This is a genomic window from Heyndrickxia sp. NPDC080065 (genome assembly GCF_050281185.1).
In the GTDB taxonomy this organism is placed as follows: Bacteria; Bacillota; Bacilli; order Bacillales; family Bacillaceae_C; genus Heyndrickxia.
This window is the reverse complement of the sequence record NZ_JBNNWS010000012.1, coordinates 94213-111487: the sequence shown is the minus strand read 5'-3', so window position 1 is coordinate 111487 and position 17275 is coordinate 94213. Positions and strand designations below refer to the sequence as shown.

At 35.1% G+C, this 17275-nt stretch carries 15 protein-coding genes and 1 pseudogene; 12 read left to right on the top strand and 4 right to left on the bottom strand.

Annotated elements, in window-relative coordinates:
- The first annotated feature begins 244 nt into the window (after window positions 1-244).
- Entirely contained in the window at window positions 245-1210 is a 966-nt protein-coding gene (trxB, locus tag ACQKP0_RS15725; RefSeq protein WP_427406797.1) for a thioredoxin-disulfide reductase, read from the top strand.
- 14 nt (window positions 1211-1224) lie between these two features.
- Window positions 1225-1566 carry a thioredoxin family protein gene (locus tag ACQKP0_RS15720; protein WP_427406796.1) on the top strand — a complete coding sequence of 114 codons (342 nt, stop codon included), beginning with the start codon at window positions 1225-1227 and terminating at the stop codon, window positions 1564-1566.
- A 260-nt stretch (window positions 1567-1826) separates the two neighbouring features.
- Here ACQKP0_RS15720 and ACQKP0_RS15715 read toward each other — a convergent pair whose 3' ends face one another.
- Entirely contained in the window at window positions 1827-2069 is a 243-nt protein-coding gene (locus ACQKP0_RS15715; RefSeq protein WP_427406795.1) for a hypothetical protein, read from the bottom strand.
- 477 nt (window positions 2070-2546) lie between these two features.
- On the opposite strand from ACQKP0_RS15715, the gene ACQKP0_RS15710 reads away from it, so the two are divergent.
- On the top strand, window positions 2547-3404 hold the full coding sequence (locus tag ACQKP0_RS15710; RefSeq protein ID WP_427406794.1) for a PhzF family phenazine biosynthesis protein: 858 nt from the start codon (window positions 2547-2549) through the stop codon (window positions 3402-3404).
- Window positions 3405-3532: 128 nt separating this feature from the next.
- A pseudogene (locus ACQKP0_RS15705) lies at window positions 3533-4213 on the top strand (transposase); the annotation flags it as partial.
- Between the two features lie 44 nt (window positions 4214-4257).
- On the opposite strand, the gene ACQKP0_RS15700 reads toward ACQKP0_RS15705, so the two are convergent.
- Entirely contained in the window at window positions 4258-4845 is a 588-nt protein-coding gene (locus ACQKP0_RS15700) for a hypothetical protein (protein WP_427406793.1), read from the bottom strand.
- 263 nt (window positions 4846-5108) lie between these two features.
- On the bottom strand, window positions 5109-6533 hold the full coding sequence (locus ACQKP0_RS15695) for a vWA domain-containing protein (RefSeq protein ID WP_427406792.1): 1425 nt from the start codon (window positions 6531-6533) through the stop codon (window positions 5109-5111).
- Window positions 6534-6981: 448 nt separating this feature from the next.
- On the opposite strand from ACQKP0_RS15695, the gene ACQKP0_RS15690 reads away from it, so the two are divergent.
- The 6 genes from ACQKP0_RS15690 (at window position 6982) to ACQKP0_RS15665 (ending at window position 13228) form a co-directional block, all read left to right on the top strand.
- Window positions 6982-8412 (top strand): vWA domain-containing protein, encoded by a 1431-nt coding sequence (locus ACQKP0_RS15690; RefSeq protein WP_427406791.1) that lies wholly within the window; start codon window positions 6982-6984, stop codon window positions 8410-8412.
- Between the two features lie 563 nt (window positions 8413-8975).
- Window positions 8976-9215: a glutaredoxin domain-containing protein gene (locus ACQKP0_RS15685; protein ID WP_427406790.1), complete on the top strand. Its 240-nt coding sequence runs from the start codon at window positions 8976-8978 to the stop codon at window positions 9213-9215.
- Window positions 9209-9589, top strand: coding sequence for a class Ib ribonucleoside-diphosphate reductase assembly flavoprotein NrdI (gene nrdI, locus ACQKP0_RS15680; RefSeq protein WP_427406789.1), 381 nt, complete (start codon window positions 9209-9211; stop codon window positions 9587-9589). The genes ACQKP0_RS15685 and nrdI overlap by 7 nt, the downstream gene beginning before the upstream one ends.
- The gene (gene nrdE, locus ACQKP0_RS15675) at window positions 9567-11753 is read left to right on the top strand and encodes a class 1b ribonucleoside-diphosphate reductase subunit alpha (protein WP_427406788.1); all 2187 of its coding nucleotides are present in this window, start codon (window positions 9567-9569) and stop codon (window positions 11751-11753) included. The genes nrdI and nrdE overlap by 23 nt, the downstream gene beginning before the upstream one ends.
- A gap of 17 nt (window positions 11754-11770) precedes the next feature.
- Window positions 11771-12727: a class 1b ribonucleoside-diphosphate reductase subunit beta gene (nrdF, locus tag ACQKP0_RS15670; RefSeq protein ID WP_427406787.1), complete on the top strand. Its 957-nt coding sequence runs from the start codon at window positions 11771-11773 to the stop codon at window positions 12725-12727.
- A 66-nt stretch (window positions 12728-12793) separates the two neighbouring features.
- Window positions 12794-13228: a dUTP diphosphatase gene (locus ACQKP0_RS15665; RefSeq protein WP_427406786.1), complete on the top strand. Its 435-nt coding sequence runs from the start codon at window positions 12794-12796 to the stop codon at window positions 13226-13228.
- Window positions 13229-13547: 319 nt separating this feature from the next.
- Here ACQKP0_RS15665 and ACQKP0_RS15660 read toward each other — a convergent pair whose 3' ends face one another.
- Window positions 13548-14891, bottom strand: a complete 1344-nt coding sequence (locus ACQKP0_RS15660) for a C40 family peptidase (protein WP_427406785.1) — start codon at window positions 14889-14891, stop codon at window positions 13548-13550.
- A 378-nt stretch (window positions 14892-15269) separates the two neighbouring features.
- On the opposite strand from ACQKP0_RS15660, the gene ACQKP0_RS15655 reads away from it, so the two are divergent.
- Together ACQKP0_RS15655 and ACQKP0_RS15650 are read left to right on the top strand one after the other, a co-directional pair.
- Window positions 15270-16433 (top strand): DUF4317 family protein, encoded by a 1164-nt coding sequence (locus ACQKP0_RS15655; RefSeq protein ID WP_427406784.1) that lies wholly within the window; start codon window positions 15270-15272, stop codon window positions 16431-16433.
- A gap of 274 nt (window positions 16434-16707) precedes the next feature.
- Window positions 16708-17202: an LURP-one-related/scramblase family protein gene (locus ACQKP0_RS15650; protein ID WP_427406783.1), complete on the top strand. Its 495-nt coding sequence runs from the start codon at window positions 16708-16710 to the stop codon at window positions 17200-17202.
- Window positions 17203-17275: the final 73 nt, after the last annotated feature.

Here is a 17275-nt window from a genome sequence, read left to right as displayed (position 1 = left end):
AGTTAAAAATGGATCAAATGGGCAACCCAGGAGAAATTGCGATTCGCCTTGGCTTTTAATCAACCGTTTGAAATTTGAGCTGGTACATGTTTTCTTAGTTTTGAAAAAATATTTCTCAAACGTGATAGGAAATAGGAATGATTAACCTATAAGTGGCTGGAAAAATAGTGATTTTACAAGGAATGAAAGATTGGCACGAATATTGCAAATTAATATTCATGACTAAGAGATAAGGAGGTAAGTGATGTATAAAGCCGTTATTCTAGGGACTGGACCTGCCGGGTTAACTGCAGCAATCTATTTAGCACGTGCAAACATAAGTCCATTAGTCATTGAAGGGCCTGAACCAGGAGGGCAATTGACATTGACAACAGATGTCGAGAATTTTCCCGGTTTTCCTGAAGGGATTATGGGACGAGAGTTGATGCAGAACATGAGAAAACAAGCTGAGTTTTTTGGAGCAAAGTTTAAAAGAGGCTGGGTTAAAAAAGTCGACTTATCCGATAACCCTTTTACTTTAACTGTGGAAGGAATAGGGGAGCTCAAAACACAATCTTTAATCATTTCAACGGGAGCTTCGGCGAAACTTTTGGAGATTCCAGGGGAAAGAGAAAATATTGGGCGTGGGGTAAGCACCTGTGCAACATGCGATGGATTTTTCTTTAGAGGAAAGAAAATTATCGTTGTTGGTGGCGGAGATTCTGCTATGGAAGAGGCAAATTTTTTAACGAAGTTTGCTTCGGAGGTTCGGGTAGTCCATCGCCGAAAGGAGCTTCGTGCTTCCCAAATTATGCAAGATCGTGCCAAAAAGAATCAAAAAATTACGTGGAGCTTAAATTCCATTCCTGAAGAAGTGATTGCAGGGGATCGACGCATTACTGGCCTCATAGTAACAAACAGCGAAACAGGAGAAAAAGAAGTTCTGGAAACTGATGGTGTTTTCATTGCCATCGGCCATAAACCGAACACAGCATTTTTAGACAATCAAATCAAAACGGACGATATGGGATATATCATGGTGAATCCTGGTACAACCGAAACGAATATTCCAGGTGTATTTGCCTGCGGGGATGTTCAAGATCATAAATACCGCCAAGCCATTACGGCTGCGGGAAGTGGTTGCATGGCTGCTCTGGATTGCGAAAAATATCTTGATGCAAGTGAATTATGTAGTGGAAACAATCAATCTATCATTGAGAACCAAGTATAGGGAGGATTTTAATAATGAAAGAGATTAAAACAAAACAAGAGTTTGAAGAGGCGATTTTATCAACAAAACCAGTTATGGCCAAATTTTATGCTGACTACTGCCCAGACTGTCAGCATACCGATTTATTCATGCACATTTTGGAAGAAGCGTATAGAGAAAAAGTAGATATGATTGCAGTAAATCGTGAACATTTTCCAGAGGTATTAGAGAAGCTGGATGTGTATGGAATCCCAAGCTTTATTGCTTTTCAAGAAGGGAAGGAACTGGACCGCTTTGTAAGTAAACTTGGAAAAAGTCAGGAAGAGGTTGAACAGTTTCTTAATCAAATTGTAGAGGTAAGTGGAAAACAAGGATAGAAAATCCTTACCTGGAGCCAATACCCGGACTACCGGTATCAAAATAGTTGAAAACCCCGAAATACATTGAATATAATATGTATTTCGGGGTCTTTTTCTCTGTATTACTTTTCTATACAATAATTAGTAATTTCTCTCTAATTGTAATTGAAGTAAGTCAATTGTAAATCCTGCCTTCATTAACAAATCTAATACTTTTCCCGTTAAATGTCAGCGTAATATCAACCAAAAGCAGTCCATATTTATACTCGATTTCCATTTTAGTGGAATCTCCTTAACCCTACATCTTGACGGATTTCAAGAACAATATTTGCGTGAAGGGTATGATAAACCAATTCATCGCCCTTTGATTTCAATAATTCCTTTGTTGCCATTTCGTCTGAAGCAGACTTTATTACTGCCACATCTTCAATCATTTCTTGTTCATTTTTGATATGAGACGATAACACTTTCAGTTTTACAAATTGGTTTGGATACAATTCTCTAACTTCAGACCATTTCATGTCTTTCACCGTCCCTTTCTTAATTACCATATATTATATCATTGTTCCATCTATCATATATTTAGAAATCTTTAATCAAGTAGTCAACCGATATATGAATTTACGTTATCAGAAAAAGTTAAATAACCTTAGCCCTGTTGAGTATAAAAACGCTAAGGTTGCTTAGAAGACATTTGGATTAGGTTATCTCCTTCTTCAGTTTAGTGCCCACCATCCAACTATCCTATAATCTTCTGAAGAAGGTTGTTAATTTTTACTACTGCTACAGGACAGGGATATGTTCATATCACGATTGGTTTTTATTTACAAAAACTAAGATGAATTTCATTCATCACAGACTGTAGACAAACTATTTTTGGAGAGTTCAGATGCTAAAAAATAGTTTGTCTTTTGTTTTATGGCAAATTTATCCAATAACATTTATACGTAGTGCTTTCTATGCTACAATTTACTATAAGTGAGGAAGGAAGGTGTCTTATGAAAATATCCGTTTATGTTGCAAGTGCATTTAGCAAGGATCATAAAGGCGGAAATAAAGCAGGAGTGGTATTTATTGAGAATACATTGACCACTACTCAAAAAATGGCAATAGCCAAACAACTGGGCTATGCGGAAACCGCATTTATATCAGAATCTGAAATTGCTGATTATAAATTTGAGTATTTTACACCAAAAGAAGAAGTTGATTTATGTGGTCATGCCACAATTGGCTCTTTCGTGATACTGATGCATTTAAATAAACTTTTCAGGAATCGCTATACGATTGAAACGAACAGCGGTGTTCTTACTATTACCATAAAAGATGACATCATATTCATGGAACAAAACAAACCGATATTCTATGATGTTGTATCTCCAAACGAGTTCATCGACTGTTTTGACATTAAAGCTATAGACAATAAATACCCAATTCAAATTGTCTCCACGGGCTTAAAAGATATTTTAATTCCTATAAAAAGCGAAACACAATTACATGCACTGCAACCTAATTTTGAAAAAATTAAAGAAATCAGCAAGTATTATAATGTTGTAGGGATGCATTTATATACTTTTAATGACAATCGAATTATATGTAGAAATTTTGCTCCACTATACGACATCAATGAAGAAGCAGCGACTGGAACTTCAAACGGTGCATTAGCTTGCTACCTTTATGAACAGCACTACTTGCAAAAAGAAGTCTATGTATTTGAACAAGGTTATTCTTTACACTCGCCTTCCGAAATATTAGTTAAATTAGCAACCAATAGCAAGAATGAAATAGAAAAAGTTTATGTTGGCGGCAAAGGCTATTACTGTGAAACTAAGTGTTTAAATGTAGAAAATATTGAGTGAAAATAAAAAAACACCGAATAAAAAGGTTGAGAAAATAATTTCTCAACCTCAGACTGTAAACGAAGTATTTGATTATTCGATACTTTGTCTTTTTTTCTTGGTAAAATGGAGAAAAGGAGCTGATTTAGATGTTGAAAAAACAAGATATGAGTAAACGAGATCAAATTGGTCTTTATTCTTTAGATGATCTAGTTCCACAGGAACATTTGTTAAGAGATATTGATAAGTATGTTGATTTCAATTTTATTTATGAATTAGTAGAAGATAAATATGATGAAAATAATGGTAGACCTAGCTTAGAGCCAGTTTTATTAATCAAGTTACCATTAATTCAATATTTATATGGTATTAAGAGTATGAGGCAAACAATTAAAGACATAGAGGTTAATGTAGCTTACCGTTGGTTTTTAGGATTGGATATGAAAGATTCAGTTCCTCATTTTTCTACCTTTGGTAAAAATTATTCAAGAAGATTTAGAGGCACTGATATATATGAACAAATTTTTTATGGCGTTTTAGATCAGTGTGTTGGCGCTCAATTAGTAGATACTTCAGAAGTTTTTGTTGACGGAACACACATAAAAGCACATGCAAATAATAAAAAATATGAGAGTACAGATGTAACAGAAGAAAGTTTATTTTATATTAAAAGCTTACAAGTAGAGGTTGAGAAGGATAGAGAAAAACGATTAAAAAAGCCCTTAAAAAGAAAAATAGGAAGTGATTTAAAAGTAAAAAAGAAGAAAGTAAGTACGACAAATAATGAAAGTGGTTGGTTTCATAAGGGAGAACATAAACAAGTATTTGCCTGTGGATAATGGGACAAAAAAACTTCAATTCAAGTCTTGCTTTATTAATCAGCCACATGAATATCTATCGCATAATGACTGTTCGGTAAATAGAGAACCTCAAGTCTTTTCCCTTTCATATTTTTTTCAAAATAATCTTGGCGTATCCATAGATTTAAAGCTTCAACTGTTACATCTTCAAACATGATCTTATAAACCATTTTCTGTCCAGACTCTGGGTGATCATACTCCACATCGTTCGGGATGCCAACGATCTTTTCAAATTGCTTATTTTCATAGGCGATCTTATCTTTATAGATCATTCTCACATCAACCATGAGTGTAGTCGCTGTATAGAAAACAGCAAGCGTCACCAAAACACCTGTTAATTTCCAAATCCAATTATGGGTCATAAAAATTAATGTAATAAAGGCGGAACAGAAAACAAATGTGAAGCAAACCCCACTAATCAACTGAATCATCTCATGAACAATCCAATCATTTTTGAAGAAAAATGAAATAGCATAAATGATAACCGTCAAAATGAAAAATATGGCGCACACGATCATAAAATAAGTGCCAATACGTTCCCCTAAGGTTTTTACATTATCATTATTTGAGATAAACAATCGATCGATAAACTTTGGTTTCATTGCTTTCACCCTTTCTCCGAAAAACTAGTTAATTTTTATACGTTAAATTTGCAAAAAGGTTTTAAAATTTTGCGATGATGGCTAGTTGTTTATTGCTTTTATTTGTATTTGCATTTGGAAGCTATCAAATATGGGATTGGATAAAAGATGGTAAAGTTTAAAATGTTTTTTAAGAAAATATTGTTTCCGGACAAAAAGTAAAACCCCAGCATAGAATCATTTTCATACCGGGGTGTGAGTGTACAAATCATGTGAGTTTCTTATTACCATTCTTTGCCGCTTTCTTTTCTCAGTTTCCACATTCTATCTGTCCATTCTGTTACCTTTTTACCAATTTCACTCGCTCTGTCATCGATTTCTGTATATTTTTCTTTAACTAATTGGGAAGCGATATTACGTAATTGTTCGTTTCTTTCCGATAACCACTCCCGCAGCGTTGAAGATGTCTCCGAATCGATCCATTTCTCTTGTTCCAGTATCTGGACTGCTTTCGTATACCTGTCATTTTCCCACGATATCATATTTTTAAGGGGTCCGCTTAGCGCATCAAATCGTTTTCGCTCCTCCATAATCTCCCAGGGGCCAGGCGCCTTCGTAAACGCCCAAGCAAGATCAAGAGGGGAAGGAAGCCATTGTGTTTCAATGGTTTTATTTAAATCATTTGGATTATTAGCGGAATAATACTTGCCTTTCCCCGCATCAGCCACTTTCTTTAATTGATCTTCCGATTTTGAATCTACATCAAAGCCGATGATGTTAACTTTATATTCACTATTTATAGATGCGAATGCTTCTGCTTCTTTTACCGGATTTCCTTCGCAAGTTTCTGCACCGTCACTGACGATATAAATCGTCGTATCCGCTTCATAGTCCTTGGTCATTTCCTTCGCTTTCTTTATCGCTCCTGCAAGTGGTGTCCACCCTTTCGCTTGAAAGGAGTTTACGGCTTTGACAAATGTTTTTTCGTTGTATTTTCCCATTGTATATTTCTCTTCAATAGCGCTGCACGATTTTTTCATATCTTTATCAGCAGAACTTCCGACATGACCATATACAATGAGAGAAACATCACTAGATTGCCCGATTGTTTTCGCAAAACGTTTGACCGCATCTTTGGCAATTTCCATCTTCATTTTGCCTCCAACATTCTGCAGCATACTTGAGCTCGCATCCAGTAGTATGATTGCTTTTGAGCTTTTCGCTTTCACCTTTTCTGTTTTAGTCGTTTTCTCTGGTTCTGGTAAATCTGGTTCTTTAAAACCAGGTTTAAATGCTTCAACTGGTTCAATTACATCCTTATAATATGGACTCCCAAGTAAATAGAGAAGCCCTTTTTCAAGCATTTCTGGGTCCTTCGTTTCCTCGGTTAATGACTCTAATTGTTCCGTCAGCTTACCCTTTAGCTCGCTGTCCATATCGGTCGGGAACAATGGGACATCTTTTGTTTCTTGCTCCATCGTATTATCTTCTATTAGTATTCCAGCTTTCTGGTCCTTTAAAGCTTCTTTTGTCGAATCTAGTTGGATATCGTTTAGTATGGATTGCCAATTATCCTTCGCTTTCTTTTGCGTCGCTTCCCCCTTTTCTGGTTTTCTGGGATGATCGTTTTCTTTATTGGCGACTTTTTCACCGTTGCAGCCGACAAGTAGCAAATTAACCATTAATAAAATTCCTAACAGTTTTTTCATTTCCCCCACTCCACTTCAAGCAAAAAAATTTTAGCACTAATGAAATTGTAAATGCATACTATATCTTCCAATTATAGCGGAATGCTTTTACCATTTTTTCTTATAATTGAAAATTCCAACTTTTTTCCTATAAGGCTAGTAAAAAGGTACTGTCTGAGTCTTATAAAATAAATTAGGTGAAACCAAATAACAATCTAGTCTCGTATATGAAACGAGTTATGGAAATTTGGTTGCATACGGAAATACTATTTATTCAAAGAATTCATTCGAACCTTCTTTGAGGAATTTATGATGCTATTCTTTCCCAACATCTCTGAAAAACTCGAATACAACCTTTTCTTTGAATCAGAAGTTTACTAGGACAAAGGTATGATATTATCATTGGCTAAAATCATGTTATGATGTTGTTGATTGGAAAAAATTACTTTTTTGGATTGGAGAGTGGACGATGTACAAACGGATTTCTGTCATTGTTTGTTTTGCTTTACTCTTGATGACAGGTTGTTCAGGGACACAAGATGTAACGAAACAAAAGGAAGAAAAGGTAGATAAAACATCGCCAAATCGCAAAGTAAATGAAAATAAAAACGAAAGCACCCAAGCCGTAAACATCGACTTCGAAAAGATTAAAGCCTATATTTCGCCTAATACATTAGACGACCTCACGAAAATGCCTCCAGGATTATTATCGAAAGATGTTCCATATGAAAAAGAGACTTCACAAGTATGGGGAAATTTTGATATGAGCGATTACCAAGGTGCAATGGTTGAAAAATTGAGGGCACTTACTGCAGAAACAGATGATGTTGACACCATTTATAAAGGCCTGCTCTATTATTTAGGAAGCAATAGCTATTCTCAATCCATCGAGAGATTAAGAGATTATAAAGGCGGGCTATACGAACCGTATTTGCCTGAACCTAGTGACATTAAGACAAATAGAAAAAATCCATCTAGTCCCGGAAAGGCGTTGATTTTACTTGACGCAAGCTCCAGTATGCTGCTGAATGTGGATGGTAAGCAAAAGATGAAAATTGCTAAAACAGCAGTTGGACGGTTTGCAAGTACAATCGGTCAAGAAAATGAGATTTCCTTATATGTATATGGACACAAAGGAACACAAGCGGATAAGGATAAGATATTGTCTTGTTCATCCATCGAAGAAGTTTACCCACTACAGCACTATGATGCGAATCGCTTTTCTGATGCGGTCGAAGGAATTCAGGCAAAAGGCTGGACTCCTTTAGCAGGTGCGATTAAGACCGTGCGTGAAAAGACAGCATCGATGGATGGTTCGATCACTTTATATATTGTTAGTGATGGAGCGGAAACATGCGGTGGAGATCCGATCAAAGAAGCAAAAAGATTTGCAGAAGAAAACAATCATCGCAAGGTAAATATTATTGGATTTGATGTTGATCAAAAGTCGGAAAGTCAGCTCAAAAAAGTGGCGAAAGCAGGAAATGGTGATTACATTTCAGCAAATACTACGAATGAATTGGATAATTCCATAACAAAGAAATGGGTGCCAAGCATATTCGATGTGATGGAAAAGCATAACTCTCTCCTAAATAATTGGGGGAAAACATGGACCAACTTAACAGAGCGGAGTGCCCTTGCAGATCGTATATTGTATGCAAGCTATAATGAAAAAAGTAGGTTATCTCAAGCTATTGGATTGATGCAATCGAATAATCTGCTTTCCAATGAAAAGCTTGAGCAATTAAGCAAACTAGTGGAAGACCACCAACAAAATATTGTTGAGGAAATGAAAAAATTAGAGCAAGCAAAAAACGAAGAAGAGAAACAGGAACTGGCCAGAATACAGAAAAAAGTAGATGATTGGGGCAAACGGATGGATAAATTGCGAGGAGAGTAGTATCTATCGTGTTCCACTTTTCTTAAATATGAATTTGGGGCGAAACTTTCGATGTCTGTTGAATTCTGTTCTATTGTAAGAGAAATACAAATAATTGGATTGAAATCAAGGTATTCTGCTTTTACATTTCCTGAAAAACAAACAAACGAGGGAGCATGATTGCTCTCTTGTTTGTTTTATATTAAAAACTGCAAATCGTTTTGACAATATTTTTCTATAAAACTTAAAAATTTAGCATGATATACTTAAAATAGCTTATTTAATCCCTGAATAATGAGCCCTTTTGCTATGCCAACTTTTAATCGATGAATAATTATTAAAAGATTGTAGAAATATCGTAACTATTTTAAAAATATTTACTCTTAATCTAGTAAATACCAAATCACTGTTGATGCTTAGACATCAACGATTGTTAACGATTTAGCTCACGAATTGTGAATATATGGTTAATTTTTTGAGCGAATATAAATGATAAATATGAGCTTCATATGGTGAAATTCTATTCTTAAATTGCTATAATCAGATATTAATAGTGAAAAAATTGTAGATTGGCGGTAATAAATATGTCGAAAGTAACAGTGTATACAAAAAATGGTTGTCCTCAATGTGACATGACAAAAGTAGTTCTAAATGGGGAAGGAATTGAGTTTGAAACATTCAATGTAGAAGAAGATGAAAATGCTTTTGATCACGTTGTAAATACACTAAATTTGCGTCAGATGCCAGTAGTGGTAGTGGAGGGGCAGGAACCATTTACTGGTTTTCAACCAGATAAATTGAAAGCAATAGCTGTTAAATGTTAATTGTCTATCTTTCCTTAACTGGGAATGTTAGAAGCTTTGTTAAGAGGACCGATCTGGAATCTGTTGAAATCAACTACTCGGATCCTCTTTTCGAGGTTCAAGAATCCTTCGTTATGATTGCCCCGTCCTATGATGACGATATTACAGATATCATTAGTTCATTTCTTAACTATAAAAATAACCTCGAATATTTAATTGGCTTTGTTGGTAGCGGTAATTTGAATTTTGATCATAACTATTGCTTTAATGCACGGGATTTAGCTCAAAAATATAATAAACCATTGCTCTTTACATTTGAATTTAGCGGGACAGATGAAGACGTTATTTATTTTAAGAAGGAAGTGAATCAACTTGTTAGCACCAGAATTAAGTAAAAAGGTCAAAGAGGATACGTATTTTACTCTTAACAATCTATTAAATTTGCCTAAGGATGGAAAAATTCAATTAGATAAAGATAAGGAAGCTGTTAAAGCATACTTTTTAGAATATGTTAATCCTAATACAGTATTCTTTCATTCATTAGATGAAAAGTTGGATTATCTAATTGAAAATGATTATATTAAAGTCGATTTTCTAAATAAATACGATCGCAAGTTTGTCAAAAAAGTATTTAAAAGTATATATAATAAAAAATTTCGTTTCCGTTCATTTATGGGTGCCTATAAGTTTTATTCCCAATATGCAATGAAAACCGATGACGGGAATAGATTTTTAGAAAGATATGAAGATCGCCTAGCTTTTAATGCTCTTGCGTTAGCTGATGGGAATGAACAATTGGCACTTGACTTAGGAGAAGAATTAATTAACCAGCGGTATCAGCCAGCAACCCCTACGTTTTTAAATATTGGTAAAAAGAGAGCAGGGGAAATGGTTTCGTGTTTCCTCTTAACTGTTTCTGATGATATGAATTCTATTGGCAGAAGTATCAACTCTGCTTTGCAACTATCAAAATTGGGCGGAGGAGTTGGAATCAGTTTATCGAATCTCCGTGCAAATAATGATCCAATCAGAGGTGTATATGGCCTTGCTGATGGGGTAGTTCCTGTTATGAAAATGTTTGAGGATGCCTTTTCCTATGCCAATCAAGGTGGTGCAAGAGATGGTGCAGGTGTCGTGTATTTAAATATCTTCCATCCTGACATCGTTGACTTCTTATCTGTTCGTAAAGAAAATGCTGATGAGAAAGTGCGGATCAAAACATTATCACTTGGCCTCATCGTGCCAGATAAATTCTATGAATTAATTAAAAACAATGATTATATGTATTTATTTTCTCCGCATGATGTCGAAAAAATTTATGGAAAACCATTTGCATATATAGATATTACAAAGGAATATGACAGGATGGTTGAAAATCCTAATATTCGTAAATCAAAAATCAAAGCGAGAGACTTAGAAACAGAAATAAGCAATCTTCAAAATGAAAGCGGCTATCCATACATCATAAATATTGATACTGTTAATCATTCGAATCCAATTGATGGAACGATTATTATGTCTAATCTATGTACGGAAATATTTCAGGTACAGAAGGATTCCTTGATTAACAATGACCAAACCTTCGCTCATTTGGGGAATGATGTAAGTTGTAATTTAGGTTCAACCAATGTCGCCAATTTAATGAGTTCACCTGACTTTGGAAAATCAGTACGTACTATGCTTCGTGCCTTAACATATGTAACAGATCATTCTAGTATTGATGTAGTCCCTTCCGTGAAAAATGGGAATGACATGTATCATTCGGTTGGTTTAGGAGCCATGAATTTACATGGATTTTTAGCCAAAAATAAAATGTATTATGGATCCCCTGAAGCATTGGAATTTACAGATATTTATTTCATGTTATTAAACTATTGGACTCTTGTTGAAAGCAATACAATTTCAATAGAAACGGGTAAAACCTTCTATGAGTTTGAAAAGTCTAAATATGCAACAGGTGAATATTTCGACAAATATTTAAATGAACCAGATTTTGAGTTTAAGCATGAAAAGGTGAAAGAATTATTTAAAGATATTTTTATTCCGCATCATAAGGACTGGATGCAATTAAAAGAATTGGTCATGCAATACGGAATATATAATGCCTATCGGCTTGCAACTGCACCGACAGGATCCATTTCATATGTGAACGAGGCAACAGCCTCCATTCATCCGATTACACAACGAATTGAGGAACGTACTGAAGGAAAGCGTGGGAAAGTCTATTATCCTGCACCATATTTAACTAGTGAAACGATTCCTTATTATGAGTCTGCCTATGATATTGATCAACGAAAAGTGATTGATACGTATGCAACAGCACAAAAGCATGTCGATCAAGGTTTAAGTATGACGTTGTTCATGAGATCCGAATTGCCAGATGGTATGTATGAATGGAAAATCAACAGTGAATATCCTACGAAGAAAACAACAAGAGACTTAAATATCTTGAGAAATTATGCATGGAAAAAAGGCATTAAATCAGTCTATTACATCAGAACTTATACGGATGATGGAACTGAAGTGGGTGCTAACTATTGTGAATCATGCAGTATTTAAGGAGGATATAAGTGCGGATGGAATGGAATTATTATGATGCAATAAATTGGAATAATATTGAAGATATTATGGATAAAATGACATATGAGAAATTAACAGAACAATTCTGGCTGTCTACACGTATGCCTGTGTCTAAGGATAAATCTGACTGGACGAAGCTTCCTGATCCTGAGAAACGTTTGGTAGAAAAGGTATTTGGTGGGCTAACCATGCTGGATACACTCCAATCTGAGAATGGTATCGATGCATTGCGGATGGATGCAAAAACACAGCATGAAATAGCAGTACTAAATAATATTCAATTTATGGAATCAGAGCATGCTCGAAGTTATTCATCGATTTTCAGTACACTCAATACTAAGAGGGAAATTGAAGATATTTTTAGATGGGCGAGAGAAAATGATTTACTTCAAACGAAAGCACGTATCATTGATGAAATATATCAGAACGGTACTCCGTTAGAGAAGAAAGTGGCAAGTGTCTTTTTAGAATCATTTTTATTTTATTCCGGCTTTTACACGCCATTATATTATTTAGGTAGAGCAAAATTAATAAACGTGGCAGAAGTCATCAAATTAATTATTAGAGACGAATCGGCACATGGCGCCTATATTGGATATAAGTTTAAAATTGGATTCGAGCAATTGCCAGATTCGGAAAAAGAAGCGATGAAATCATGGACGTACTCTCTGCTATATAAATTATATGAAAATGAAGTGAAGTACACAGAATCCTTATATGACGAAGTAGGTTGGACGGAAGATGTAAAAGTTTTCCTTCGTTATAATGCGAATAAAGCATTAATGAATCTCGGATTATCACCACTATTTCCGGATACAGCAGATGACGTGAATCCGATTGTTATTAATGGATTATCTACAGGAACAACGAATCACGATTTCTTCTCAACGGTCGGAAATGGCTATTTACTATCAGTTGTGGAGGATATGAAAGAATCAGACTATGACTATTAAACAGTTTAGCGATGGGAGTATTTGGACATCCCATCGCTATTCTTTAGAAGAAGAGGAGAAAAAATGTTGACACAACAAATTAAGATTAAATATTTTGACGAAAACTTAGTAAAAATCGATAAAATTGTACAAGGTGACTGGTTGGATTTACGTGCAGCAAAAACAATGGAATTAAAAAAAGATGAATTCAAATTAATTCCACTTGGCATTGCGATGGAGCTGCCTGAAGGCTATGAAGCTCATGTCGTACCTCGTTCCAGTACTTTTAAGAATTTTGGAATCATCCAAACGAATTCCATGGGAGTCATTGACGAATCTTATAAAGGTGATAAAGATCAATGGTTTTTCCCTGCGTATGCATTAAGAGATACCGTAATTGAAATGAACGACCGTATTTGTCAGTTCAGAATCATGAAAAAAATGCCGACGGTTGAATTTGTTGAGGTTGAAAAGCTAGAAAATGAAAATCGTGGCGGACATGGTTCTACTGGAACTAAGTAATAAGTTTGTCCAGACCTAAATAAAAGGACATTACATATTTTATATGACAATATGTAATGTCCTTTTTTAAAAGGTAAGAAAGTATAAAATTTACTAAGGATATTACACACTAAAAGTGTCTGCTATGTCTAGCTCCAGCGCCTATCGGCTAGCGGATTTCTACGTCTCCTCCCTACGATAAGTCAACATCGGCTCGAGAACTACCTCACCGTGTTTCCTTTATCTCAGTCGAAGACTACAAAATCCGTACGCCGATGAGCGAGGCGCTTGCGCTTTTCTTATTCCACAATCGCTCCCGTTTGTTGAATAAGGGATAGCACTATAAAACGCGACGTGCCTTTACATAGTTTTGATTAGCCCAATTGGATGCTAAATCTTCTGTAACAACACCATTTGAAGCTAAGCGAATATATTTATTATCTCCGATGTAAATACCTGCATGAGTGATTGTTGTCCCACTATTATCACCAGAAAAGAAAATTAAGTCGCCCTTTTGCAGATTTGCTTTCTGGACTGCTTGTCCAATTTCTGCTTGACGGCTTGCTAGTTTTTCTTTTAAATCAATACCTTGATTTTTGAAGACATAATACGTAAATCCAGCAGGAGTAAATGTTAAGGAATTCTCATCATAAACATAACCAAATTTTGCTTTTCCGGTAAGACTTGTAGCTGAATCCACTACTTTATCTGCAGCCGATGTATTTGTTACCGGTTTTTCAATTGGAGCCGTTTCTTCGGTAAAAACACGTTTTGCCGTTATATAGTGCTGTTTGTAGTAATCAACAAAGAGAACCCTAGTCATAATTCCATTTGAATTCGGGACGATAATTCTATGGTCTCCAGCATATATAGCGACTGATCCTGGTGTAGTTGAACCAACCACACTGTTGAAGAAGATCAAATCGCCTTTTTTTAAGTTTTCTTTAGTAACGGTTGTTCCTTTATTCATAAGTTCTTTAAGGTTTGTTGTCCCTAATATTACTCCATTTTTTTGATAAACATAATTGACAAAACCGGTACTTGTAAATTTCAGCGCTGCTTCATCATTGATGTTCCCCATTGTCACTTTATTCATCAAATCATAGGAAACTCCAACAATGTTATCTCCAATAGTTGCTGGGTTCGATGGAAGTAAGCTTGGTAAAACCCTTCTAGCTGAATAATAATTATCTTTATAAAATGGTTTGCTATCTAAATCGGAAATCACGATATTTTGTTGTGGATCAGCTATATGTATGATTTTATTATCACCAATATACATTCCTACGTGGTCCGGATCAGTACCTGTTGTCTTACTTTTAAAGAAAACGAGATCCCCTTTTTGTAGTTCATTTCTTGCAACGTATGTTCCTTGTTGAACCATGTAATCTTCATTGTATGTAGCTAAATCGACTCCGTTTTTTTCAAAAATGTACATAATAAAAGATGCACAAGAAAATTTATATGGAGCCGTTGGTTTATACTCCGTATTACTGTATGTAGCCTTGCCTATTAAACTTTTAGCTGTTTGAATTAATTGATCAGCTTTTGCCTCGACAGCTAATTGATTATTCTGAGGATGAATTGTAGCTGCTGATACTTTCACTGCATTTAGCGAAGGTACTATTATCGTACTTAAGCCAAGTGTAACTGCTAATGCTGTGGTCGCTAGATGTTTTTTCATTCGGTTACCTCCAAATATTCTTTTTTCCAGCTTCGATTCTAGCATATAAAATTGAGGTGTCTTTGTGGTTATTTATTCCTGCACTGTTTTTAATCGGCATAAGCATTGTTAAATCAGGGGTTGCAAGGAACCTTACAGTTTCTTTACAATTGCTACAATCAAAATACAAGTAAGGCGAATGATTTTTTTACTAGAAGATTTATTAGTAGAAGGAAAATCAATTAACTAGCCTCCCTTAGGAAGTGGAAATGGTTAAATAACGCTGAAATTTCTTCTAAAAAAAATTAAAAATTCTCATTTGCTATGAAAACCGAATAAAAATCAAGTATTACTATTTTCTCGTCCGAACAGTATAATCAGGGATGGGAGATGAGATAAATGAATAAAAAAGACATCGCTAAAATCCGAAATCAATTCAAAATAAATAGTCGATATATGAAACTTCGTGAAATATTCAATGTATATGTAAAGAAAGAATCAGGAGAGATTTATCATCAAGTTAGCCAACCGTTTGAGATGTTAGAACAGGAAGCGCAAGAATTGTTTTTAACCAACTTTAAAAAGGTTTTGACAGGGGGTCTTGACGCCAAGCTGTTTGAACTGAAATTCCGACGTGATGTGGAAGAGAGCACACAAATGATTCTTTTCAATGGATTACAAGCAGCATCAACGGAAGATTGGAAAGAAAAGATGCTCCAAATCGTGGACAAAATGTTTGCACATGCAAAGTATGAATTTGATACCGTAGTAACATTTATCCGAGGTGAATATCAAAAGGCGACAAGGAAACGGGATTTGGAATCCGAAGAAGGGGGAGATGATGAGGTATACTCCAGTGAGTTTGTCCTTTGCAGTCTCAATAAAACTGACCAGCCGAAAAAAGCCTTGCTTTTTGATTATATTGAGAAAGAATTTAAATCAAATAATGCCGTGGATCCCATTATTAATTTGACTTCTCCATTAGCTGGTTTTCTGTTTCCTGCCTTTAATGATAATTCAGCAGATGTGAATCATATTCTTTATAATGGTGGGAAAGTGAATCAACCAAATGAAATTTTTATTGTGGATGTCCTTCAATGTGAAGAGATCATAACCGCGATAGAAGAAAAGGATAGCTTTGATCAAATTTTACAGATAGTAGTAGGAGACGAAGTGGATTCCAAGGTCATTTCAAATGTCTATGAGGAAATTGATAAAATGGTACAGGAGAATCAAGAAAATGAAGAAAGTGAATCTCCTAAACTGGATTCAAAGGACATCGAACGAATCTTAGAGGCTAGTGGAGTTGAAAATGTAAACTCAGACAAAGTGGAACATGCCTTTAAAAGTGTTGTATATGATGAAAAACATGAAATCAAAGCAAGTAGTGTCATTCCAAAATCGATTAAAATTGAAACGAAGATTGCCAAGGTAACCATTAACCCAAAAGACCTCAAAAATGTTAAGTATATTACTTATAATGGAAAGAGATGCCTATTATTAGAGGTTGATGAAGAAGTAGTAGTCGAAGGATTTCGATTGGAATCAGAAGAGCTGCTGTAGAGGATTTTGTAGGATAGGGATCAGACTATTCAAATCTTATAAGATGATCCAGTGATAAAACAATCTATTCGTAGAGTTTTATTCAAAAAAACAAAATCCCCCATCAAAAAATGGGGGATATTTACCTTTCGCAGTACTTTGTTTTACATATTTTTAGCTAAGAAATTCCCCCTGGCGTTTCTGGATTGGATTAATTTTATATTAAAAAATATATTCATGTAAGTTAGAAAAATAATATACTTATAGTAATATGCTATATTAAAGGGGGAATAGTATGAAGCAGCTCTATATAAAGCAAAAGGTATTCAGTCTAAGTGGAAAATTTACGGTAAAGGATCAGCAGGAGAAGGATGTTTATTACGTGGAGGGGAGTTTTATGCAAATTCCAAAGACTTACTCCATTTTAAATACTACAAGAGATGAAGTTGCGCTCATTACGAAAAAGATGTTCAGCTTTTTGCCAAAGTTTTTTGTTGAGGTGAATGGTCGGGAAGTGTTAACGATAAAGAAGGAATTTTCTTTTCTTAAAGCACGCTATACGATTGATTCTGCAGGAATTGAAGTACATGGTAATTGGTGGGATATGGATTTTCAGGTTTTACAGCATGGTGAACTGGTCGGTAAAGTGAGCAAAGAGTGGTTTACTTGGGGCGATAGCTACAAGGTGCAAATATTAAATGAAGAGATGGAAGCCATCATGATTGCGCTCGTTGTCGCAATTGATTGTGTGAAGGCTGACCATGCATCTGCTTCCTCAGCAGCAACTTAATGTAGGGACATACTACAATGCCTCACTAATGTTTTTATTTATATATATATCTATATTCTACTATTTTTAAATA